At 67.3% G+C, this 22,970-nt stretch carries 19 protein-coding genes; 8 read left to right on the forward strand and 11 right to left on the reverse strand.

Annotated elements, in window-relative coordinates; all coding sequences use genetic code 11:
- Positions 1–17: 17 nt before the first annotated feature.
- Positions 18–812: a PhzF family phenazine biosynthesis protein gene (locus GV068_RS21780; RefSeq protein WP_159702843.1), complete on the reverse strand. Its 795-nt coding sequence runs from the start codon at positions 810–812 to the stop codon at positions 18–20.
- A 99-nt stretch (positions 813–911) separates the two neighbouring features.
- Between GV068_RS21780 and GV068_RS21785 the strand changes: the two genes are divergently transcribed.
- The 6 genes from GV068_RS21785 to GV068_RS21810 all read left to right on the forward strand — a co-directional run bounded on the left by GV068_RS21785 (position 912) and on the right by GV068_RS21810 (position 7,473).
- Entirely contained in the window at positions 912–4,094 is a 3,183-nt protein-coding gene (locus GV068_RS21785) for an error-prone DNA polymerase (protein ID WP_159702846.1), read from the forward strand.
- Between the two features lie 18 nt (positions 4,095–4,112).
- On the forward strand, positions 4,113–4,658 hold the full coding sequence (locus GV068_RS21790; RefSeq protein WP_373888424.1) for a gluconokinase: 546 nt from the start codon (positions 4,113–4,115) through the stop codon (positions 4,656–4,658).
- 55 nt (positions 4,659–4,713) lie between these two features.
- Entirely contained in the window at positions 4,714–5,088 is a 375-nt protein-coding gene (locus GV068_RS21795) for a hypothetical protein (RefSeq protein WP_159702849.1), read from the forward strand.
- A gap of 117 nt (positions 5,089–5,205) precedes the next feature.
- Positions 5,206–6,126 (forward strand): mucoidy inhibitor MuiA family protein, encoded by a 921-nt coding sequence (locus GV068_RS25360; RefSeq protein WP_159702852.1) that lies wholly within the window; start codon positions 5,206–5,208, stop codon positions 6,124–6,126.
- The gene (locus tag GV068_RS25365; RefSeq protein ID WP_159702854.1) at positions 6,075–6,815 is read left to right on the forward strand and encodes a DUF4139 domain-containing protein; all 741 of its coding nucleotides are present in this window, start codon (positions 6,075–6,077) and stop codon (positions 6,813–6,815) included. The genes GV068_RS25360 and GV068_RS25365 overlap by 52 nt, the downstream gene beginning before the upstream one ends.
- A 106-nt stretch (positions 6,816–6,921) precedes the next feature.
- Complete coding sequence (locus tag GV068_RS21810) at positions 6,922–7,473, forward strand: c-type cytochrome (protein WP_229464410.1); 552 nt, start codon at positions 6,922–6,924, stop codon at positions 7,471–7,473.
- Between the two features lie 30 nt (positions 7,474–7,503).
- On the opposite strand, the gene GV068_RS21815 is transcribed toward GV068_RS21810, so the two are convergent.
- The 10 genes from GV068_RS21815 to GV068_RS21860 form a co-directional block, all read right to left on the reverse strand.
- Entirely contained in the window at positions 7,504–9,747 is a 2,244-nt protein-coding gene (locus tag GV068_RS21815) for a penicillin-binding protein 1A (protein WP_159702857.1), read from the reverse strand.
- A gap of 110 nt (positions 9,748–9,857) precedes the next feature.
- Positions 9,858–10,256, reverse strand: coding sequence for a PPC domain-containing DNA-binding protein (locus GV068_RS21820; protein ID WP_159702860.1), 399 nt, complete (start codon positions 10,254–10,256; stop codon positions 9,858–9,860).
- Positions 10,257–10,324: 68 nt separating this feature from the next.
- Positions 10,325–10,900 (reverse strand): TetR/AcrR family transcriptional regulator, encoded by a 576-nt coding sequence (locus tag GV068_RS21825; protein ID WP_159702863.1) that lies wholly within the window; start codon positions 10,898–10,900, stop codon positions 10,325–10,327.
- Positions 10,897–11,433: a dihydrofolate reductase family protein gene (locus GV068_RS21830; protein WP_159702866.1), complete on the reverse strand. Its 537-nt coding sequence runs from the start codon at positions 11,431–11,433 to the stop codon at positions 10,897–10,899. Before GV068_RS21830 ends, GV068_RS21825 begins: the two co-directional genes overlap by 4 nt.
- Positions 11,434–11,497: 64 nt before the next feature.
- Positions 11,498–12,424 carry a hypothetical protein gene (locus GV068_RS21835; protein WP_201303332.1) on the reverse strand — a complete coding sequence of 309 codons (927 nt, stop codon included), beginning with the start codon at positions 12,422–12,424 and terminating at the stop codon, positions 11,498–11,500.
- On the reverse strand, positions 12,421–14,751 hold the full coding sequence (locus tag GV068_RS21840) for an LTA synthase family protein (RefSeq protein WP_159702869.1): 2,331 nt from the start codon (positions 14,749–14,751) through the stop codon (positions 12,421–12,423). Before GV068_RS21840 ends, GV068_RS21835 begins: the two co-directional genes overlap by 4 nt.
- 3 nt (positions 14,752–14,754) lie before the next feature.
- The gene (locus tag GV068_RS21845) at positions 14,755–15,894 is read right to left on the reverse strand and encodes a YaiO family outer membrane beta-barrel protein (RefSeq protein ID WP_159702872.1); all 1,140 of its coding nucleotides are present in this window, start codon (positions 15,892–15,894) and stop codon (positions 14,755–14,757) included.
- Between the two features lie 212 nt (positions 15,895–16,106).
- Positions 16,107–17,804, reverse strand: coding sequence for a methyl-accepting chemotaxis protein (locus GV068_RS21850; RefSeq protein WP_159702875.1), 1,698 nt, complete (start codon positions 17,802–17,804; stop codon positions 16,107–16,109).
- Between the two features lie 145 nt (positions 17,805–17,949).
- Positions 17,950–18,996 (reverse strand): M48 family metallopeptidase, encoded by a 1,047-nt coding sequence (locus GV068_RS21855; protein WP_159702878.1) that lies wholly within the window; start codon positions 18,994–18,996, stop codon positions 17,950–17,952.
- A 12-nt stretch (positions 18,997–19,008) separates the two neighbouring features.
- On the reverse strand, positions 19,009–20,148 hold the full coding sequence (locus tag GV068_RS21860) for a YjgN family protein (RefSeq protein WP_159702881.1): 1,140 nt from the start codon (positions 20,146–20,148) through the stop codon (positions 19,009–19,011).
- A 179-nt stretch (positions 20,149–20,327) separates the two neighbouring features.
- Between GV068_RS21860 and GV068_RS21865 the strand changes: the two genes are divergently transcribed.
- Positions 20,328–22,025, forward strand: coding sequence for a CTP synthase (locus tag GV068_RS21865; RefSeq protein WP_159702884.1), 1,698 nt, complete (start codon positions 20,328–20,330; stop codon positions 22,023–22,025).
- A complete protein-coding gene (gene kdsA / locus GV068_RS21870; protein ID WP_159702887.1) occupies positions 22,022–22,876 on the forward strand; it encodes a 3-deoxy-8-phosphooctulonate synthase in 855 nt (284 codons plus the stop codon). Before GV068_RS21865 ends, kdsA begins: the two co-directional genes overlap by 4 nt.
- Positions 22,877–22,970: the final 94 nt, after the last annotated feature.

The raw sequence follows: 22,970 nt of genomic DNA on the forward strand, positions 1-22,970 counted from the left end.
GATTGCTACCAAACGTATCAGGACTTCCGCTCGGATTGGACAACGGCAGCCGGCTCCGCGCGGCCGCCAACCAGGATCGCGCCGTCGATCACCTGCGTCTGGATCAGGCAGGACTGGCCGGTGGCATGACCCTGCAGCAGCGTAATGCCATGGCCGAGCAGCGCGGTGAGCGCGCCCGCCGCCACGCCGGTGGCGCTGTCCTCCAGCGCCGGATCGAGATGGTTGAAGTTGCGGCCTTCGAAGCGTTCATCTGGAAGGCGGCACCAGGCGTAGATGCCGTTGATGCCGGCCTCCTTGCCCCATGCCGTGATCGCTTCCAGGTCGGGATGCAGCGCGTGCAGTGTGTCCGCATCGGCGACTTCGACCAGCAGCTTGGGGCTGCCGACCGAGGCGACGCGTGGAGGGGAAGCAGGAACGAGTCCTCGCGCTGCTAGCAAGCGAGCCGGTAAGTCGCCTGCCAGCTCCGGCTGCGCGATCTCCTGCGCCTGCAGGCGGATAAAGAAGGCGTCCTCGCCGCGCAGCAGCTCCAGGCGCTGGCCGCGCATCGCCGTCATCACCGACAGCACGCTGGCTTCAGGATGACGCGCGAACAGCACATGGGCCACGGCCAGCGTGGCGTGCAGGCACAGCGGACTGCGCGTGTGCGGATAGTAGAAATCAACGATGTCGCCGTCGAGGTAGACGCAGGTCGTGTTGCGCGCTTTCGCAAACGCGCGGCGCGCCGCTTCATCCGAGGCGTCGCCTTCGATGACGAGGGCGGGGTTGCCGGTGCCGGGCGTGGCGCCAAAACAGGTCAGTGCACGGATCTGCATGCGATTTCCTTGTCGATCTGGTCGTCTCGGTTATACTGTGTTTTTATACAGTATTGCTGGTTTGACTAGCATTGTAGCCCGTTAGCCCTTTGCTTGCCGATGACCGATCCGCTCTCCCAGCCGCCGCAGATCCTTCCGCCCTATGCGGAGCTGTTCTGCCTGTCGAACTTCTCCTTCCTCGAAGGAGCCTCGCATGCGGAGGAACTGGTGGCGCGCGCGGTGCAGCTGGATTATTTTGCGCTGGCGCTCACGGACGAATGCTCGCTGGCCGGTGTGGTGCGCGCCCATGCCGAAGCCAAGAAGGCCGGCCTTCCCCTGGTGATCGGCGCCCACTTCCACCTGAAGAACCCGGACGGCAGCGCGGCGCTGTCGCTCATCCTTCTGGCCAAGAACCGCAACGGCTACGGCAACCTGGCGGAGCTGATCACCCTGGGCCGCACGCGCAGCGAAAAAGGGACCTATTTCCTCACGCTCGATGACCTGGCGCGGCCGGCACCCGAATATGCGCACCTGAAGCACATGCCGGACTGCCTCGCCATCCTGCTGCCGCACTATCCCTCGCACGAGGCGGCGGACGTCGACCGCCTGCACCGGCAGGCCGCGTGGATGGCCTCGACCTTCCCGGGCCGCGCCTGGCTCGGCCTGGTGCTGCTGCACCGCGCCTTCGATGAACCACACCGCGAGACGGTGGAAGAGGTGGGCTGGCAGCACGGCCTGCCGATCACGGCGCTGGGCCACGTGGTGATGCACGTCCGCTCGCGCAAGCCCTTGCAGGACACGCTCACTGCCACCCGCCTGAAGAAGCCGGTGGCCGACTGCGGCTACGGCCTGGCCCAGAACGCCGAGCAGCACCTGCGCTCGCGCCTGCGCCTGGCCAACATCTATTCGCGCGAGGCGCTCGACGAGACCCTGCGCATCGCGCGCCTGTGCACCTTCTCGCTGGACGAGCTGCGCTACGAGTACCCGGACGAGGTGGTCCCTCCCGGCCACGACGCCACCAGCTTCCTGCGCCAGGAAACCTATATCGGCGCGCACCGGCGCTTCCGCGACGGCATCCCAGCCAAGGTGCAGGCCCAGGTCGAGCACGAGCTGCAGCTGATCGCCGAGATGAAGTACGAGCACTACTTCCTGACGGTGTACGACATCGTGCGCTTCGCGCGCTCGCAGCACATCCTGTGCCAGGGCCGCGGCTCGGCCGCCAATTCGGCGGTGTGCTACTGCCTCGGCATCACCGAGGTCGACCCGGCGCGCGCCAGCCTGCTGTTCGAACGCTTCATCTCCAGGGAGCGCAACGAGCCGCCCGACATCGACGTCGACTTCGAGCACCAGCGCCGCGAAGAGGTGATCCAGTATATCTATCAAAAATATGGGCGCCAGCGGGCCGCGCTGGCGGCGGTGGTGATCAGCTACCGTCCCAAGAGCGCGCTGCGCGACAGCGGGCGCGCGCTCGGCATCGACCTGGCCATCGTCGAGAAGGTGGCCAAGACCCACCACTGGTTCGACAGCCGCGCCGATTTGCTGGCGCGCCTGGCGGAGGCGGGCCTCGACCCGGAATCGCGCCTGGCGCAGCAGTGGGCCACGCTGGCCGACAAGCTGCTGAACTTCCCGCGCCACCTGTCGCAGCATCCGGGCGGCTTCGTCATCGCGCGCGGCAAGCTGTCGCGCCTGGTGCCGATCGAGAACGCCACCATGGCGGACCGCAGCGTGATCCAGTGGGACAAGAACGACCTGGAAGAACTCGGCCTGATGAAGGTCGACGTGCTGGCCCTGGGCATGCTGTCGATGATGCGCCGCGGGCTGGAGCTGGTCGGCCAGCGCTACGGCAACCTGTTCGAGATGCAGGACATTCCGCCCGACGACAAGCCCACCTACGACATGATCTGCGCGGCCGACACCGTGGGCGTGTTCCAGATCGAGTCGCGCGCCCAGATGAGCATGCTGCCGCGCATGCGCCCGCGCCGCTTCTACGACCTCGTGATCGAAGTGGCCGTGGTGCGTCCCGGCCCAATCCAGGGCGGCATGGTCCATCCCTACCTGCGGCGGCGCCAGGGCCTGGAGCCGATCCACTACCCCAGCGACGAGATGAAAGTGGCGCTCGAACGCACCCTGGGCGTACCGATCTTCCAGGAGCAGGTGATGCAGGTGGCGATCCTCGGCGCCGGCTTCACGCCGGGCGAGGCCGACCAGCTGCGCCGCGCGATGGCGGCCTGGAAGCGCAAGGGCGGGCTCGAGAAATACTACGACCGCATCGTGCGCGGCATGCTGGAGCGTGGCTACACGCTCGAATTCGCCGAGGCGATCTTCAGCCAGATCCAGGGCTTCGGCGAATACGGTTTCCCCGAATCGCACGCGGCCAGCTTCGCGCTGCTGGCCTATGCCAGCTCCTGGCTCAAGTGCCACGAGCCGGCGGCTTTTCTCTGCGCGCTGCTCAACAGCCAGCCGATGGGCTTTTACAGTCCCTCGCAGCTGGTGCAGGACGCGCGCCGCCACGGCATCGAGGTGCGCCCTTGCGACGTCGCCATCAGCGGCTGGGATTCGACCCTGGAAGAATTCGACCCGGTGGACCGCGCGCGCCAGCCGGCGGTGCGCCTCGGTCTCTCGCTACAGCGCGGGCTGAAGCAGGAAGTGGCCCTGCGCATCGAGATGGCGCGCGCCGTGCGTCCATTCGAAAGCGTGGCCGACCTCGCGCGCCGCGCCCAGCTGGACCGCGGCGACCTGCAGGTGCTGGCCGGCGCCAATGCACTGCAGTCGCTGGCCGGCCACCGGCGCGAAGCACTGTGGCAGGCGGTGGGCGCGGTGCCGGACCGCGACCTGCTGCGCCCGACCACACCGCAGGAAGAGATGCCGCAGCTGGCCGCACCCACCGAGGCCGACGAGATCGTCGGCGATTACCGGGCCCAGGGCCTCACGCTCGGCCGCCATCCGCTGGCCCTGCTGCGCGAAGGGCTGCTGGCCAAGCGCTTCATGCCGGCTTCGCTACTGGCGGACTACGCCGACGGCCAGTTGGCGCGCGCCTGCGGCCTGGTGACGGTGCGCCAGCGCCCCGGCACCGCCAAGGGCGTGCTGTTCATGACGCTGGAGGACGAGACCGGGAACATCAACGTGATCGTCTGGCCGACTCTGGTGGAGCAGCAGCGGCGCGAGGTACTGAATGCGCCGCTGCTGGGCGTGTACGGCATCTGGCAGAAACAGGGCGAGGTGCGCCACCTGGTGGCCAAGCGGCTGGTGGACATGTCGCACCTGCTCGGCAAGCTGCGCGCGCCGAGCCGGGATTTCTGCTGATGCCTGGTCCAGACCGGATTGCGCGACAATACGACGATGGAAACCAGCACACACGATAAAGCGCCGACCGCCTGGGTCGTCATGGGCGTGAGCGGCTGTGGCAAGAGCGAGGTCGGCCAACGGCTGGCCCAAGTATTGGGCGCGCGCTTCATCGAAGGCGACGGCTTCCATCCGCCGCGGAACCTGGCAAGGATGTCGGCCGGCGTGCCGCTGACGGACGCCGACCGCTGGGACTGGCTCGGCGCGCTGCGGGCCGAAATCCAGCGCGTGCAACAGGCAGGGGAGGTGCCGGTGCTGGCCTGCTCGGCGCTGAAACGCGCCTACCGCGACGTGCTGCGCGGCGGTGACGGCAAGGTCTGCTTCGTCCACCTGCATGGCGACCCCGCGCTCATCGCCCAGCGCATGGCGGCGCGCAGTGGTCACTTCATGCCGCCTTCGCTGCTCGACAGCCAGCTGCGCGATCTCGAGCCCCTGCAGGCCGATGAGTGCGGCGTCACCCTCGATGTGCGTGACCCGCCGGCGGTGCTTGTCAAGCAGGCGCTGGCGCTGTCAACCAGACCTTGAGCGTTCGCTGCCGCGACTTATACTGAACATGCAGGTCGACTTCCGGGAGCATGCCATGAGAACGATTCACGCTGTACTCGCCGCGCTGGGCGGTGGGCTCGTGCTGTCCGCTGGCGCCGCCATGGCGCAGCCGATCAATGTAAGCGACGGCATCCTGGTCAACGGCGCGGGCATGACCATCTATACCTTCGACAAGGACGTCGCCGGTTCCGGCAAGAGCAGCTGCAACGGCCAGTGCGCGAAGATGTGGCCGCCCGTGCCCTTGAACGTCGACTGGATCGAATCGCCTTACTCGATCGTCACACGGGACGACGGCAGCCGCCAGCTTGCCTACAAGGGCAGGCCGCTTTACCTGTACAGCGGCGACGACAAGCCGGGCGAACGCAAGGGCGACAAGAAAAATGGTGTCTGGCACGTCGTCACCGACTGAGCGCCGCGCCCTTGAAACGTCTGCTTACACAAGAGTTGCCTGAGGGTGAGTATTTGTGTTTTTCCTAAGCTTGCCATCTGTTAATCTCGCCGAATCATCCATTCCAAGGGAGATTCCATGGCAATCAAACAGCAATGGTCCGTCGTGCTGGCGCTCGTCGCTTCCCATGCGTCCGCCGTCGAGGCGCCTATCCAGAGTGTCACCCTGTATCCCGGCAGCGCCACCGTCGAGCGCGTGGTGCAGCTCACGCCAGGCATGACCCAGGTCGAGATCACGGGCCTGCTGGCCAACTTCAATAGCGACACCGTGCTGCTGCAGGCCGACCCGGGCATCCAGGTCGGGCAGGTCGTCACGCGCGACCAGGCGACGGCCGACAGCCGCAATCCGCGCGAGGCGGAGCTCGAAGCGAAGATCCAGGCGCTGCAGGACCAGCTCACCGTCATCGATGCCGACTATAAGTCGGCCCAGCTGGTGCAGGGCTACCTCGAGCACCTGGGAGGCGGCGAGGGCGCCGGCCGCGCTGTCCCGAGCGATCCCAAGGCCCTGCTGGGTACCCTGGATGCGATCCGCAAGGGCGGCAGCGATGCCCTGGCGCGCATGCATGAAGCCGAGGTGCGCAAACGCTCCGTGAACAAGCAACTGGAAGCGCTCAAGCGCGACCTGGAAAAGGTCCAGGCCAATACGCGCGAGAGCCGGACCATGACGGTGGCCGTGGCGGTGAAGCAGGCGGGCAGGCTGGTGCTGAGCTACCAGGTCAACCGCGCCGGATGGATGCCGCTGTATCGCGCCTCGCTCGATTCGAATGCATCGGCCATCGAACTGGAACGGATGGCCACGATCTCGCAGAAGACCGGCGAGGACTGGAGCAACGTCAGGCTGCGCCTGTCGACCGGCCAGCCGAGCCGGACGGCCTATGCGCCCGATCCCCATCCGTGGCTGCTGACCTGGAAGCCGCCGCAGGAAGTGCAGGAAGTGCAGGAACGGCCTTGTACCGCAGCATCAGGCCCGCTGCGCCGCCGGCACCACCGGCACCGGTGACGGTCACCGGCTCGCGCCTCGCCAAGGGGGCGGACGACTACATCGCCCCGATGGTGGAAACGCAGGGGAATTTCGTCACCGAATACGAGGTGCCGGCCAAGGTCAGCCTGGCGGCGGACGGGCGCGAGATCTCGGTCGGGCTGAGCAAGCAGAACCTGAGCGTCAAGCAGCTGGTGCGTATCGCCCCGCGCGTGAGCCGGGACACGGCGGTGCTGACCGCCGATGCAGCGCGTCCCGACGGCGTCTGGCTGCCGGGCCAGGTGCAGCTGCGCCGCGACGGCTCCTATGTCGGCGCGATCTACTGGAATCCGCAGGACAGCGAGCGCTTCTCGATGTCCTTCGGCCGCGATCCGCTGGTGCGCGTCACGGTGGAAAACCGCAACGCCAAGTCGGGGCAGGTGGGCATCTTCAAGCAGGAGAACCAGAAGCGCGTCGCCGACACCTACGTGGTGACCAGCTTCCATCGCCAGCCGGTCGACATCCTGGTGCTGGAGCCGACGCCGGTCAGCCAGGACGAGAAGGTCAGTGTGAAGGTGGCGCTCAGCCCGGAAGCGAACGTCAAGGACTGGCAGCAGCGCCGTGGCCTGGTCGGCTGGGAGCGCAGCCTGAAGCCGAACGAGACCGCCCGCTTCAACGTCGACTACGTGATCGACTATCCGAAAGAGGGGACGGTCCAGGGCCTGCCCTGAACCGGTGCCGGGGGTATGGTCGATCCCCCCCGGCGTGGGGCTGCCCCGGGTGGCGAATGACGACTATCTTGTCGCCATTCGATAAAAACACCTGGAACGGACCACCATGATCAAGCTTCTGTACAAGACTTCGCTCGCACTCACCCATGCAGCCAAGCACGCCGCCGTGCACGCAACCATGCTGCTGGTGCTCGGCATCCCGGCCCATGCGGCCCAGAACACCCCCCCGGCTTCTGGCGCCAACGCCTCGGCCCAGGGCAAGTACATCGAGCGCGGACGCTACCTGGTCAAGGTCGGCGGCTGTAACGATTGCCACACCGCCGGCTACGGCATGAGCGCCGGCCAGGTGCCGGAAAAGGAATGGTTGCAAGGCGACCAGCTGGGCTGGCACGGTCCCTGGGGCACCACCTACCCGACGAATCTGCGCCTGTCGATCAACGCCATGAGCGAGAACGACTGGATCAAGCGCGCCCAGACCCTGAAGGCGCGTCCGCCGATGCCATGGTTCGCCGTGAACATCATGGACAAGGAAGACCTGCGCGCGATCTACCGCTTCGTGCGCCACCTCGGACCGGCAGGCAAGCCGGCGCCGGCCGGACTGGCGCCCGGCGTGAAGCCGGCCGGCCCGGTGATCCTGTTCCCGGCGCCGCCGAACTAAGCCTCCCGGGGCGAAGCCCGGCGCTGCGCTTCATTGCGCCATGATCGCCGCGGCCGCGGCTTCCGAGCTCGTGGGCGCCGGCTCGGCAAATTCCGCATACACCCAGTCACCGCCCGCGCGCACCACGCCCTCGGGCGGCGTGCGCTCGCGCTGCGGCGTCTTCGCCAGCGCCACGCGCATGTAGTCGACCCAGATCGGCAGCGCCAGGGTCGAGCCGAATTCCCGGCCGCCCAGCGAGCGCGGTTCGTCGTAGCCCATCCACGCCACCGCCACCACGTTGCCGCCATAGCCGGCGAACCAGCCGTCGATGGCATTGGTGGTGGTGCCGGTCTTGCCCGCAAGGTCGGTGCGATTGAGCAGGCGCGAAGCCTGGGCCCCGGTGCCGACCCTTGCCACGTCGCGCAGCATGCTGTCCGCGATGAAGGCGTTGCGTGCATCCAGCACGCGTGCGCTTTCCTGGATTGGCCGCGGCTTGCCACTTTCGAACAGCAGCTTGCCGTCGCGATCCTGGATGCTCATTGCCAGCTGCGGCTCGACCCGGTAGCCGCCATTCGCCAGCACCGCATAGGCGCCGGCCAGCTGCAGCGGCGTCACTGCGCCGGTGCCCAGGGCCAGGGTCAGGTTGCTCGGGTGGCGCGCCATGTCGAAGCCGAAGCGTGCCAGGTGCCCGCGGGCATAGTCGACGTCGAGCGCGCGCAGCATGCGCACCGTCGGTACGTTGCGCGAGTGCGTGAGCGCATGGCGCACCGTCACCGGACCCTCGAACGTGTTGTCGTCGTTGCGCGGCGACCAGTTGGCGTAGGCCTTCTCGTCCGAAAAATCGAGCGGCTCGTCGAGGATGGTGGTGCCCGGGAAGAAGCCGCGTTCCAGCGCCGCCGAATACACGAATGGCTTGATGCTGGAGCCCGGCTGGCGCCAGGCCTGGGTCACGTGGTTGAGCTTCTGCAGCTGGAAGTCGAAGCCGCCAACCAGTGCCCGCACGCTGCCGGTCTGGGCGTCGAGGGCGACAAAGGCCGAGGCCACCTGTGGCAACTGGCTGATCGCCCAGCCGTCCTTGCCGGAGGAGGAAATGCGCACCACGGCGCCGGGCGAGAGCTTCAGGCTCGCCTTGGCCGCCGGCGCCAGGGCAGGGGCGGCGAAGGCGAGTCCGGCCCCCTTGACCTCGATCTCTTCGCCGTCACGGGTGGCGAGCTTTACGCGCTTCGGCGACGCCGACAGGACCACGGCTGGCGTGAAGCCGTCGACCGCCGGGCGCTTCTGCAGCGCCTCGGCGATCGCGTCCTCGCGTTTCTCCGCCGCCTTGGGCAGCGTAATGCGCGCTTCCGGGCCGCGGTAACCGTGGCGGCGGTCGTAGGCGATGGCGTTGCGGCGCACCGCCTCGTAGGCCGCGCTCTGCTCTGCCGCGACGATGCTGGTGGTGACCGTATAGCCATGCTCATAGGCGGCCTGGCCGAAGCGGGCGTAGGCGGCCTGGCGCGCCAGCTCGGCGATGTAGTCGGCGTTGACGTCCGGGCCGCCCCCGCCCTGCCGTACGCGCAGCGGTTCGGCCAGCGCCTTGCGGTACTGCGGCTCAGTGATTTTCCCCAGCTCGAACATGCGCCGCAAGACCACGCGCTGGCGCTGCTGCGCGCGTTCCGGATTGGCGACCGGATTGTGGCGCGACGGGTTCTGCGGCAGGCCGGCCAGCATCGCCATTTCGGCGACGCTCAGGTTTTCCAGGGGCTTGCCGAAATAGGTGCGCGCGGCGCTGGAAAAGCCATAGGAGCGCTGGCCCAGGTAGATCTGGTTCATGTAGACCTCGAGGATCTGGTCCTTGGACAGGGCCTGCTCGATCTTGTAGGCCAGCGCCACTTCGGTCAGCTTCCGCGGCAGGGTCTTGTCGCGCGACAGGAAGAAATTACGCGCCACCTGCATGGTGATGGTCGAGCCGCCCTGGCGGAAACCGCCGCCGAGCGAAGCCAGGTTGGCCTTGGCCGCGCCCAGCGCGCGGATCCAGTCGATGCCGCCATGCTCGTAGAAGCGCGCGTCCTCGATCGACAGCACGGCTGCCTTCATCAGCGGCGGAATTTTCGCGATCGGCACGAAGTCGCGCCGTTCGGCGCCGAATTCGCCGATCAGGACCTTGTCGCTTGAATAGACCCGCAGCGGGATCTTGGGGCGGTAATCGGTGACGGCGCCGATGTCCGGCACCTCGTCGAGGATGCCGGCGGAAGCGCTAACCGGGAATAGCAGGGCGGCAAGCAGGAGCGCGGCGCGCAGGGAAGGAAAGTGCATGATGTTCGCTCAATGGGGTGAATGCGGCGCAGATATTAGCGCCACCGCAACGACTGTGCAGCAGGAAGCGGCAAAGTAGCGCCAGTTGCCTTGCGCAGGTTCGGCTTACGCTACCGTGCCAGCCGGATGACCAGTTCGTCCCAGCCGGATGCGGCATCCGGCTCGCGGCTGAAGCGGTGGTCCGGCAGGGGCGCCAGCAGGATTTCCGCCGTGGTGCGGACGATGCATCCCGGCGCAACGTGGCCGCCGGTGACGTGTCCTCGGGCGTCCGACACCGTCATGTGCAGGTGCGCGCCGTCGGGCGACAGCGAGCCGCCCAGGCTCAGGATTTCCAGGTCTTCGCGCAGTTCCGTGATTTCGCTCCGGCCCGCGAACCGGATCCGGGCCACGCTCAGGCTGCCGATACCTTGCAGGACGAAGGCGGCGCTCATCCCACGTTCGGACAGCAGCGCTTCCAGCGCGCAGCGCAAGTCCTGGTCGGGGTGCAGGCGTACAGGAAGGAAGTCCATGGAGCAGGGCGGTTGCAAGGGTTTGGGGATTGTAGCGCCGAACGCCTCCCCGGCCAATGTCGTCCCATCTAACCCGGGCCACCGGCGGCCAGTCCGGTGAGCCGCTCCAGCATGCAGTCCAGCGCACGCTGGTACTGCGCGCGCATGGTATCCAGCTGCGCGCCGTCGCCGCGCGCCGCGCACAGGGCCAGGCCGCTGCCATGGGCGTGATCGACCAGGATATCGCGCCACAGCAGGTACTCGGGCGTGATGGCAGCCAGCAGCCCGGTGAGGCGCTCGGTGATGCGCTGCGCCGTGCCGGCCAAGGCGGCCGGTTCGGCGAAGATGGCCAGGGTCAGCTGCGGATGCCGCCCCACCGCGTCGTGATAACGCGTGAGCAGCGCTCGTACCCGTGCCGGTGCGTCGGCGCCGTCGTCCACTTCCTCCAGCACCTCGCCGTACACCCGCTCGGACAGCGCCTGCAGCAGGGATGCATGGTCGCCGACGTGGCGGTAGAGGCTCATCGGGGTGACGCCCATGCGCGCGGCGAGTGAGCGCATGCCGAGGCTGGCGCCGTCCTCGCCCAGCAGGTCGAGGGCGGCGGACAGGATGGCGTCGCGGCTCAAGCCTTGTGCGCCGGCGGGACGGCCGCGTGGCCGGCTCATGGTGCGAAGCGGTAGGTGGACTGCACCAGGCCGGAAGGGAAGCTGCGGCTCGCCACCAGTTTCAGGTCCAGGTCCTGCGGCAGCGTGCCGAACAGTGGCCGGCCGGCGCCGATCAGCACCGGCACGGTGGTGAGGACCATGTCCTCGACCAGGCCGGCGCGGATGAAGGACTGCACCAGCTGGCCGCCGTCCACATAGACCCGGCGTACCCCTTCGCTTGACAGCTGCGCCATGGCCTGTTCCGGCGTGGCGTTGGAGAAGCGCACCTTATCCGCGAGACCCGGCGGCACCGGCGTGCCGGCGAGCTGGCGCGATAGCACCAGTACCGGCCGGTCGTAGGGCCAGGGATCGAAACCCAGTACCTTTTCAAAACTGCCCCGTCCCATCACGATCACGTCCTTGTCCGCGATGAAGTCGTGGTAGCCGTGGTCCTCCGCAGGATCGTCGCGCTGCAGCAGCCAATCGATGTCGCCATCCAGGCGGGCGATGTAGCCGTCCAGGCTGGTGGCGATGAAGACGTGTCCCGATATCATGGCAGCTCCTTTATTTATACGGTGTATATTTTATCCGAAAAATCCGGACAGGAGCCTGGGCTGTTCAATCCAGCCCGAGCCACTTGCGGTAGGAGCCATAGTGGTGCACCACGAAGCCGCCGAATGACGGCATGCGGCCGACTGCGTCGCGGGTCTCGCCCAGCTCGCGTTCGAGGTCCGCTTCGCCCAGGTGGTGGAAGGAGACCTTCTTGATCGCGTTGGGCATGGTCTCGACCCCGATCAGGACCTTGCGTCCGATGGTCTCGCCATACTGCAGCTCGTCCAGCGCATGGCTGACGATGCCGTCGCCGCCTTCGGCACGGTCGCGGTAATCCATCAGCGCCACGTAGTCGTAGGTATCCTGCGCATGCTGGCTCACGGCCTTGCGCCGGCCTTTCCACTCCAGCTGGATGCCGTCCCACCAGAACGGGATGGCTGGGCCGACCGGCAGCGCCTGGCCGGATGCGCGCACCGTGCGCATCAGTGCGTCCGACATGTCGAGAAAGCCCGCCAGCAGGTCCATCTTACGGGCCGGCCACTCGGCCAGGATGTGCGGTTCGATGTCGACGTTGACGCCGTCGAAGCGCTCTTCGGGCGCCGCGCTGCGGTTGTAGTCGAGCACGCGCTGCAGCATCGCCACCGCGTCGGCATGGTGCTTTGGCAGCACGTAGCGTTCGGTGTGCAGGTAGCCGGAGCCGAGCAGGGCGTAGACGCGCAGGCCGGAGGCATGCAGGCGGCGCAACAGGCGGCGGTAGCGCGCCGGGTCGGAGACGATCGGGTTGCGTCCCTCGAAGGCGTCGGCGTACAGGAACACCGTGTCCACCGATTTCGCCTTCAGGAAGTCGATCGCGCGTGTGGCCGCGGCAGGCCGCTCCAGCATGGCGCTGCTGTCTTCTTCCCAGGTCCAGATGGCGCGCGGACCGGGCGCCTCGGCGGCCTGCGGCGTGGCGCAGGCCAGCAGCAGCGCGAGCAGGGCGAAGGCGCGCTTCATAGCTTCAGCTCCACGTGGTACTGACCGACGCCGATCGAATGCCCGGTATCGGGATCGGACGGAATCACCGACAGGTAATAAGTGCCCGGCGGCAGGCGCTTCAGGTCCGGGCGCAAGGACACCCGCATCGTTTCGCCGGCGCCCAGTGCCCTGACCTCGCCCGTGGTCTCGCCGAGTTCGAGGCCGTGCTCGTTGCTGAGCACGAGCAGCGGGGCGAAGGGGCGCGAGGCCGCTTTCCCGCCGTTGCTGATGCTGGCTTCGACCACGAGCGCGCCGGCGCCCGGGCGCGCACGCAGGCTGCGCACCACGACCTCGCCGGCCTGCTGCACCAGCGGCACGCCGTGCAGGCTGCGCTCGCCGCCGTAACTGGAGAGGCCGCCGCCTTCCGGCGCCAGTGCGGCGCTGCCGCCGGCCTGACGGTTGGCTTTCAGGAAAGCGCGGAACTGGGTCTGCGCCTGCGATTGCGACTGCGGATTGTCGGCGCGGTCGACGGTCATGCCGTCGCTCAGCGTGTACAGCTTGCCCTGCGCCAGGTAGGCGGTGCCGGAGACGAAGTCGCTCATCTCGGTCTTGGTCTGCTTGAGCGGCAGCGCATGCAGGTTGCGGAAGCTCCGTTCGGTATCGAGGCCGGTGCCGAGCCAGGTCACTTGTTGCGGCGTCTTGATGCCGTAGTCCTTCGACAGCCAGGCCAGCAGCGACGGCGCGATGTCGAACTGCGAGGACACCGCCTTGATCGCGGCCGGCTTTTTCAACAGCGGCGAATACACGATCAGCGGCACGTGGTAGCGCTCGATGCGAGTGTCCATCGGCAGCTCGGGCAGGCGGTGGTCGCCCGTGATGACGAACACCGTGTTGTCGTAGCCGGGCAGCTGTGCGGCCCGCTCGAAGAACAGGCGCAGGGCGTCGTCGGTGTAGAGGATGCTGGCGAAGATCTCGCGCTGGCTGCGGTATTCGGGGCGCTCGCCAAGACCCAGGCGGGCGACGTGCTGGTCCACCCGTCGCAGGTAGTCTTCCTTGCCGGGGAAGCTGAAGGGCGTGTGCATGCTGGTGGTCTGGATGATGCTCACGAAAGGCCGGGCCTTGGCCTCGGCTTCGCGGCGCAGGACCAGTTGCATCAGGTCGCGGTCGGCGTAGCCCCAGTCATTGGCGCGCCGGGCGCCGTGGTCGAAGTCTCGTTCGCTGACGATCGTGTCCACGCCCTGGCGGCGCAGGAAGCTGCCTTCGTTGTCGAATTCGACGTTTGAGCCGGAATAGAAGCGCAGGCCGTAGCCCTGGCTTTTCAGGACCGAGAGCAGGGAGCTGTGACGCGGCATGCGCTCGCCCAGCGCGGCCAGGCCCTGCTCGCCGAAGGGGAGCGAGCCGAACACCGTGGTCAGCACGCCGAAGGTGCGGCCCTGGCCGGCCAGGAAGTTCTCGAAATACAGGCTGCGCCCGGCCAGTTCATCCAGGAAGGGCGTGAAGCTGCCCTGGCGCGCCCCAAGACCGGAAAAGCTGCGGCCCAGGCCTTCGACGATGATAAAGACCAGGTTGGGCGGCGCGCCCGCTTTCCTGAACAGGGGACCGAGGGTGTCGGGCGTGCGCTCGGCGTGCACGAAAGGATAGCGCGGGTCCTTGCCGTCCCAGGGCGCCTGGCCCGGCGTCTGGGCCGGCGTGTCCGCGACTGCATCGCCGCGCAGGCCGGCCAGGCTGCTGTCGGCGAAGAAGGCGGCCTTGTTGGTGACGAAATTCAGGTCGGCGTCGGTGCGGACCACGCCTGGGGCCACGCGTCCCGGCAAGAGTACGAAGGCGAGCAGGCTGGCCGCTAGCACATACGCCGTGCCGCGGGCGCTCGCGCGCGGCCACAGTTCATGGCGCGACAACAGGAGCAGGCCCCACAGCACGGCGAGGCTCAGCATCAGCGCGCCGGCCAGCAGGCCGCTTGCCTGCCAACCCCCGGCGACGGTGGTCGCTATTTCAACGCCGCTGTAGGCAAACAGGTCGGCGCCAAGCGGCACGCCCGACACCCAGTGGTATTGCAGAAGCGCGGCCTGCGCGACCAGCAGTACGCTCCACAGCGTGCCGAGACAGGCGAGGTGCAGGCGGCGCGAGGCGGTCAAGGCCAGCGGCAGGGAAGCGAGCAGGAACACGAAGCCGTAGCGCAGCAGGGACAGCGCGTCGTTGCCGATGCCGACGCCGAACAGGGTCGACTGCGGCACGCCGGCGGCGCCGGCATGGATGCCTTCGGCGATGCGCAGGCACAGCCAGGCCAGCGCCAGCGCCGGCAGCAATGTCAGGGTGAACGCGGCGGCGTCCAGCGCCGCGGCGAGGCGGGTCCGCAAGCCGTCCATGGCTTACCAGCGTCGGTAGATGCCGAACGTCAGGCCGCGTTCGCGCGCCTCGTTGGCGCCGCTGCGCGCGAAGCTGGCGCCGACCTTGCCGCCCCAGTGGCGTGACAGGTAGTGCACCCAGTTCACGCTGCCGCCGCCCGAGCGCGCGCGTCCGCCGGTGAGCGAGAGCGGATCGTCGCTGCGGCCGCGGTTGGCTGTCATTTCCAGGCAGCTGTCGCCGTCGCCCGCGTAGTACCAGCGCGCCAGCAGGCGGTCGCCCGAGCTGTGCGAGCCTTCGGACACGATGTTCTGGTGGCGCAGCTGCAGGTAGAAGTTGCCGGTGTATTTGCCGAGGCCGACGCCATAGATGTTCACGCGCGAATCGAAGCCCAGCACGTCGTCGCTGAGCGAGGCTTCCCAGCCGCCGCCGAGCGACTGGTACAGCTCGATGCGGCCGGAGTTGGCCGGGAACAGGCGTTCGCTGGGCGCGCGCTGGTAGCGCAGGTTGGCATAGGCGCCGTCCCACAGGCTGGCGTAGGCGTCGATCGCCCAGGCGCGGCCGGTCTGGTCGAAGCGGTGCGCGCGCAGGGCTTCGAAGCCGATCGAGCCGCGTTTCATGTAATGGCGCAGGCTCAGGGTCTGGTCGTTCCAGCGCGGACCGCTGCCCACATCCTGCCAGCTGCCGGACAGGCCGGCGGACCAGGTGATGCCGTCGGCGACGGCTGCCTCTGGAGTACCCGGGCGCGGCTGCAGCGCGCGCAATGCACGGTCGCGCGCAGCCGGCGCGGCGGCGTCGTCAGGGCGCAGGGCGGCGGCGCGGCCGTAGGCCTCGGCGGCTTTGGCGGACTGGCCCTGCCATTGATGCAGGTTACCGAGGGCAAACCAGACGTCGGCGTAGTCGGGCGAGGCCTTCGCCGCCGCCGTCAGGTCGGCTTCGGCCTCGCTCCAGCGCTCCAGGCGGCTGAGCACGATACCGCGGCCGAGCAGCACGTCGACGTTGCCGGGAGAACGCGCCAGCAGGGCGTTGTAGGCGGCCAGCGCCAGCTCTGGCTGGACGGTATTGGCCAGGCTGCGCGCCTGCTCGTACTGTTCATCGAAGGAAGCGGTGGCGGCAGGCTGGACCTGGGCGACTTCGGCGGGCGGCTGCTGGTAATCGACGGGCATGGGATCGGCAAGAAATGAAGGGGATGCGGCGAGGCCGCTGCTCAGGCAAAACTGTGCCCCAGTGCCAGTAGTGCGTCAAGGAAACAAAGTGCGACTGTCGCGCGAAATCGTCAAATTCTGGCTATTTGATCCAGTAATTTGAAAAAATATGTGCACAAAAGCAAAAACGCCCGGCTCACGGGCCGGGCGTTTCGTCATTTTTTTTGTGCGGTTCAGAAGGCTTCCCACTCCTCTGCCGTGGCAGGTGCAGCCGACTTGGCCGCCGCCATGCGCGGCTCCTTGCGCACGGGTTTGGACACGACAGTCAGTGCACGCGCCGGCAGTTTGACTTCAGGCGCAGCCGGGGCCTGCGCTGCCAGGCGCGCGTCCAGCTTGAACACGCCGACCATGCCGGCCAGGCGCTGCGCCTGTTCCTGCAGGGCGCCGGCGGCGGCGGCCGATTCTTCCACCAGCGCGGCGTTCTGCTGGGTCGATTCGTCCATCTGGCCCACGGCATGGTTGACCTGCTCGATGCCATGGATCTGTTCCTGGCTGGCCGATGCGATCTCCGCCATGATGTCCGTGACGCGCTGGATCGAGGTGACCACCTGTTCCATGGTGGCGCCGGTCCGGTCGACCAGCTTGGTGCCGGCGTCGACCTTTTCGACCGAGTCGCCGATCAGGGTCTTGATCTCTTTCGCCGCTGCCGCCGAACGCTGGGCCAGGGTGCGCACTTCCGATGCCACCACGGCAAAGCCGCGGCCCTGTTCGCCCGCGCGCGCCGCTTCCACCGCCGCATTCAGCGCCAGGATATTGGTCTGGAAGGCGATGCCGTCGATGACGCCGATGATGTCGACGATCTTGCGCGAGGATTCGTTGATCGAGCCCATGGTGGTCACCACCTGGCCCACCACGCTGCCGGCATCGACCGCCACGTTGGATGCGGTGATCGCCAGCTGGTTGGCCTGGCGCGCATTGTCCGCGTTCTGGCGCACGGTGCCGGTCAGCTGCTCCATCGAGGCGGCGGTTTCTTCCAGCGAGGCGGCCTGCTGTTCGGTGCGGCTCGACAGGTCCAGGCTGCCTGCGCTGATTTCGCCCGAGGCGGTGCCGATGGTGTCGGTGCTGTTGCGCACTTCGCTGACGATCTTCGCCAGGCTCTCGTTCATGTGGGCGAGGGCGCGCAGCAGGGCGCCGGTTTCGTCCTTGGTATCGGCTTCGATGCGCTGGGTCAGGTCACCGGCGGCCACGGTTTCGGCGACCAGCACCGCGGTGCGGATCGGGCCGACGATGCCGCGCGTGAGCAGCCACGAGGACAGCGCGCCGAGCAGCAGGGAGAACGCGGTCAGGCCGGCGATCACCATCTCGCCGCGCGCGGAGATGGCGTCGATGCCGGCGGCGGTGGCGGCGATGTTCTCGCGCTGCAGGGAGACCAGTTCGCGCACCGATTCCTGATAGGCCTTGGCGGTCGGGGTGAAACTCTCTTCGAGGATCTTGTCGGCCAACTCGGGATTGCCCTCGGACTTGGCCTTGACCGCATTGTCGCGCGCGGCGCCGTACAGCTTGCGCTGTTCCTGGATGCGCTGGAACAGGGCGGTTTCCTTGTCACCGCTGATCAAGGGCTCGATCTGCTTGATCAGCTCGGTCGACAGCTTGGCGGTCGCGGCCGAATCTTCCTTGAAATAGGCGGTCAGCGACGGGTCGCTGCTCTTGACGATTGCGGCGGTGCGGCGCACGGCGGCGTAGATCTGGGTGTACCACTCGGCAATCAGGCGCTCCTTGGTGAGCGGCTCGGCCAGGGTGGCCTGGGTGGCGGCATCGACTTGCCTGAGGCGCCAGACGCCGGTGCCGGCGATGAGCACGACCATCAGGAGGGTGAGGGCAAAGCCGGCCGCAAGGCGCATGCCGATGCTGAGATTATTGAAAGTGCGCATAGGTCAGGTAGGGGGGCAGGCCCGCTTGGCCCGCCCATGCATACAATTGAAAGTAACAATTATTGCCCAACCGAAACGCGAGCGCAGCTTTTTGTTGTCTCTATGCAACTATTATCGGTGCTTGTATAGACGATTTACAACATTCTCAATCGACCTGTTCGGGTTCACCCTGGCGCAGGCGTCGGCTGCGGGCATCGCCGTCCGGGTGGGTCGCCGCATACGACATCGCCTGGCGGAAGAACTTCGGCATCTTGTCGTCATTCCTGTCGAGATGTTCGAACAGGTCGGCCAGCGGCGCGGTCGGGATGCCGCGCGCGCGCAGCGTGCGCGCCGCGTAGTCGTCGGCGGCCTGTTCGTTGGCGCGCGAATATTCAGTATTGGTGAGCACTGCCGGCAGGCCGGCAGCCACCGCGCTGAAGTCGCCGAACAGGGTGGCCGACAGCGCCGCGGTGAGCGAGGAACGGGTGATCGCGCGCACGCTGTGGCGCTCCTCGACATGGGCAACTTCGTGCGCCAGCACGCCGGCCAGCGCCGCCGCCGCCCGGGCATCCAGGTCGTTGTTCTTGCCCATCACCAGGCGCACCATTTCGTCGGTCAGGACGATGGTGCCGTCCGGGAAGGCCAGCGCGTTCGCTCCCAGCCGCGGTGCGGACGCCACGCGCAGGCGCAGCGGGATGCGCGGCGCGGCCGGCTGCACCCGCTGCAGGATCGCGCCCAGGGCCGCGATGCGGTCGTCGCTCAGGCGCGAAGGCTGCAACATGCCCTGGCGCTCCAGCAGGGACAGGGCGTGCTGCCCCAGGGCCTGGTCGGCCTGCGGCGGCACCTGGTTCGACAAGCGCTCGGCGGCAGCCGGGACGCCCCAGTGCCAGGCGGCGAGGATCAGGGCCACCAGCAGCGCCAGCGCTACCAGCGCGGCCGCAGTGTGTTCCTGCCAGCGCACCACCCAGGGCTTGCGGTAGCCGAGCGCCGCGGCCACGACCTGCCGCATGGCCGGGTCCTGCAGCTCGGCGTGGGTGCCGTCCTCGAAGTACAGCACGGTCGGGGCGTGTTCGAAGGGTTCGGCCAGGCGGGTGCCGGCGGTGGAATAGCTGCGCGTGGCTTCGCCGCGCAGGTGGATGGCGCCGTCGCCGGCGCTCAGGTCGACCACGTACAGGCGTGCGCTGCGGCCGTCGAAGTAGTGTGCTGCGCTCATGATTGCTCTTTCTTACCAGGAGAGATCGATACCGAAGCCGTCGGCGACGCTGTCGCCGGCCGCGCCTGCGCGCGTCGCCACGTGGGCGGCGGTCGCTTCGATGTCGCCGTCGACCTCGATGTGCAGGTGCGCCAGGCGGAAGCGGTAGACGTTGACCACCGCGAACGGGCGGTACAGGCCGAGCGTGAGGAGGGTGAGCAGGACGTTTTTGGTCTGCAGCTTCATGAAGGCGCGCGCCGGCAGGGTCGAGCGGATGCGCAGGCCGGGGAAGCTGGTATTCGACCAGGCCAGGTTCGATACCCGCACCACCATGTAGGGCCCGACCAGCAGATAGGCCACGTAGACCGACACCACACCGACGCCGAGGCCGATGAACAGGGCCACGCCCGGCTTGTTGCCGGCCATGGCGCCCGCTACGCCTGCCGCCACGCCGGCGGCCAGCACCGCCACCAGGGCCAGGCCGCCCGCCACCAGGTAGAAGCGGTAGAAGCGGCGCGACTTGACCGCGTACTGGGCATGCTGGTCGCCGAACAGCAAGTGGGCATGCTGGAAACGGCGGATCTGCGCATGCATCAGGGGCCACAGCAGGTAGAGCGGCACCGGCAGCGCCGCCAGGTAGGGTTTTTCGGGGTACAGGGCCAGCAGCACGCCCGGCATCAGGAAGGTGAAGGCGGGCGGCAGCCAGGCCAGGTAGGCTTGGCCAACCGAGCCGTCGAAGCCCAGGCGCAGGCCGCGGTAGCTGGTGTTCCCGAGCCTGAAACGCAGCGCCCCGCGCATCAGCCAGGGGAAGGCGAGCAGCAGGCCGCCGATGACCACCATGCCGAAGCTGCTGGAAAAGCCGAAGGCGTAATGGTAGGCCACCAGCATCACCACCGACAGCAGGCGCCCGACCAGCACGGCGCGCGGGTTGCCGTGGAAATCGAAGCTGGCGCCGGCCAGCACCGTGTTACGGTCGAAATACTGCAGCCGGCGCACCTTGGCCCAGGCCGAGTAGATACCGAAAGTCGCCAAGCTCAACAGCAGGTTGACGACCCAGATGCGGAAATACTCGCGCCCGTCGCCGGTGAAGGCCAGCGACAGCGGACGCGGCTGAGGGATGGGAGCAGGTGCATCCAGGCTGAAGGGGCCGGGCGGGTCGATCAGGGTATGCATGTTGACGGGGCAAAAAGCCCAGTATAGGTGGCCACCCGGCCCGTTGGTCAATTGATGAGGCATATTCTCGCGCTGCCCGCGCTTTTTCGGCCCGCCTTGGCATGGTGACCAGAAGTATTTGCGCGCTTTAAGGTATAATTTCTATTTCCCGCGCGTGCCATTCGGCACCTTCAGTACAAATGACCAAATTCGTATTCGTCACTGGCGGCGTCGTGTCTTCCCTGGGCAAGGGGATCGCTGCCGCTTCCCTCGCCGCGATCCTCGAATCCCGCGGCCTCAAAGTCACCATGCTCAAGCTCGACCCGTACATCAACGTGGATCCGGGCACGATGAGTCCTACCCAGCACGGCGAAGTGTTCGTCACCGACGACGGCGCCGAAACCGACCTGGACCTGGGCCACTACGAGCGCTTCATCAGCACCCGCATGAAGAAGGTGAACAACTTCACCACCGGGCAGATCTACGAATCCGTGATTCGCAAGGAACGCCGCGGCGAGTACCTCGGCAAGACCGTGCAGGTGATCCCGCACATCACCAACGAGATCCAGGACTACATCCGCCGCGGCGCCGAAGGCGTCGACGTGGCGCTGGTCGAGATCGGCGGCACTGTGGGCGACATCGAGTCGCTGCCTTTCCTGGAAGCCGCGCGCCAGCTGTCGCTGCGCTCCGGCCGCAAGGGCGCCGCCTTCGTGCACCTGACCCTGGTCCCGTATATCGCCTCGGCCGGCGAATTGAAAACCAAGCCGACCCAGCACTCGGTGCAGAAGCTGCGCGAGATCGGTATTTCGCCGAACGCGCTGCTGTGCCGCGCCGACCGCCGCATCCCGGACGACGAGCGCGCCAAGATCTCGCTGTTCGCCAACGTGGAAGAGCAGGCCGTGATCTCGGTGTGGGACGTGGACACCATCTACAAGGTGCCGCAGGTGCTGTGCGACCAGGGCCTGGACGACATCATCCTGGAAGCGCTCGGCCTGGAAGCGCCGAAAGCCGACCTGTCGATGTGGACCAAACTGATTCACACCTTGGAAAACCCGAAGCACGAAATCACCATCGGCATGGTGGGCAAGTACGTCGACCTGATCGAATCGTACAAGTCGCTGACCGAGGCGCTGCGCCACGCCGGCATCCATACCGAGAGCCGCGTCAACATCGAATACCTCGACTCGGAAGAGATCGAAAGCCGTGGCTGCGACCACCTGGCCAAGTACGACGCCATCCTGGTGCCGGGCGGCTTCGGCAAGCGCGGTGTGGAAGGCAAGATCATGGCCGCGCGCTATGCGCGCGAAAACGGCATCCCTTACCTGGGCATCTGCCTCGGCATGCAGGTCGCGCTGATCGAGTACGCCCGCCATGTGGCCGGCCTGCCGAACGCCAACTCGACCGAGTTCGATGCGGAAACCGACCAGCCGGTCGTGGCCCTGATCACCGAATGGCAGAACCATGACGGCAAGGTCGAGAAGCGCGACGTCAACTCGGACCTGGGCGGCACCATGCGCCTGGGCGCCCAGACCTGCGCGGTGAACCCGGGTACCCTGGCGGCCGAGATCTACGGCAATGTCGTGACCGAGCGCCACCGTCACCGCTACGAGGGCAACAACTACTACCTGCCGAAGATCGAAGCGGCGGGCCTGGTGGTCTCGGCGCGCACCCCGAACGAAGACCTGCTCGAGATCATGGAACTCCCGCGCGAAGTCCACCCGTTCTACATCGGCGTGCAGTTCCACCCGGAGTTCAAGTCGACTCCGCGTAACGGCCACCCGCTGTTCACGTCGTTCATCCAGGCCGCCCTGAAGCATCAGGCGGCCAAGACCAACGTAGCGGTAAATGACGCAAATTCGGCGCCAAGGGCGCCGGCACTGCAAGGAGATGCAGCATGAAACTCGCCGGTTTCGAGGTCGGCCTCGAGCACCCAATCTTCCTGATCGCCGGTACCTGCGTGATCGAATCGCGCCAGATGGCGCTCGACACCGCCGGCACGCTGAAGGAAATCACGTCGGCGCTTGGCATCCCGTTCATCTACAAGTCGTCCTTCGACAAGGCCAACCGCTCGTCGGGCAAGACCTTCCGCGGCCCGGGCATCGACAAGGGCCTGGAGATCCTGGCCGACGTGCGCAAGGAGATTGGCGTGCCGGTCCTGACCGACGTCCATGACGAAGAGATGATCCCGCAGGTGGCGAGCGTCGTCGACGTGCTGCAGACCCCGGCCTTCCTGTGCCGCCAGACCGACTTCATCAACGCCTGCGCGCGTTCGGGCAAGCCGGTCAACATCAAGAAGGGCCAGTTCCTGGCGCCGGGCGACATGAAGAACGTGATCGACAAGGCGCGCGCCGCCGCGCGCGACGCCGGTCTGCCGGAAGACAACTTCATGGCCTGCGAACGCGGCGCCTCCTTCGGCTACAACAACCTGGTGTCGGACATGCGTTCGCTCGCCATCATGCGCGAATCGAACTGCCCGGTGGTGTTCGACGCGACCCACTCGGTGCAGCTGCCGGGCGGCCAGGGCACCTCGTCCGGCGGCCAGCGCGAGCACGTGCCGGTGCTGTCGCGCGCGGCGGTGGCGGCGGGCGTCGCCGGCCTGTTCATGGAGACCCATCCGGATCCGGCCAACGCGATGTCGGACGGCCCGAACGCCGTGCCGCTGGGCCGCATGAAGGAACTGCTGACGACCCTGGTCGAGATCGACCGCATCGTCAAGAAGACCGGCTTCCTGGAAGCCAGCTTCAAGTAACACTGCAGCACGAAAATGCGCGCGTTGTGCCCGGCGGCCGGGCGCTCGCGCGCATTTGTTACAATGCCAATCGATTTGGGCTAGCCTGCTAGCC

This window comes from Massilia sp. 9I (assembly GCF_902506415.1).
GTDB lineage: Bacteria > Pseudomonadota > Gammaproteobacteria > Burkholderiales > Burkholderiaceae_D > Telluria.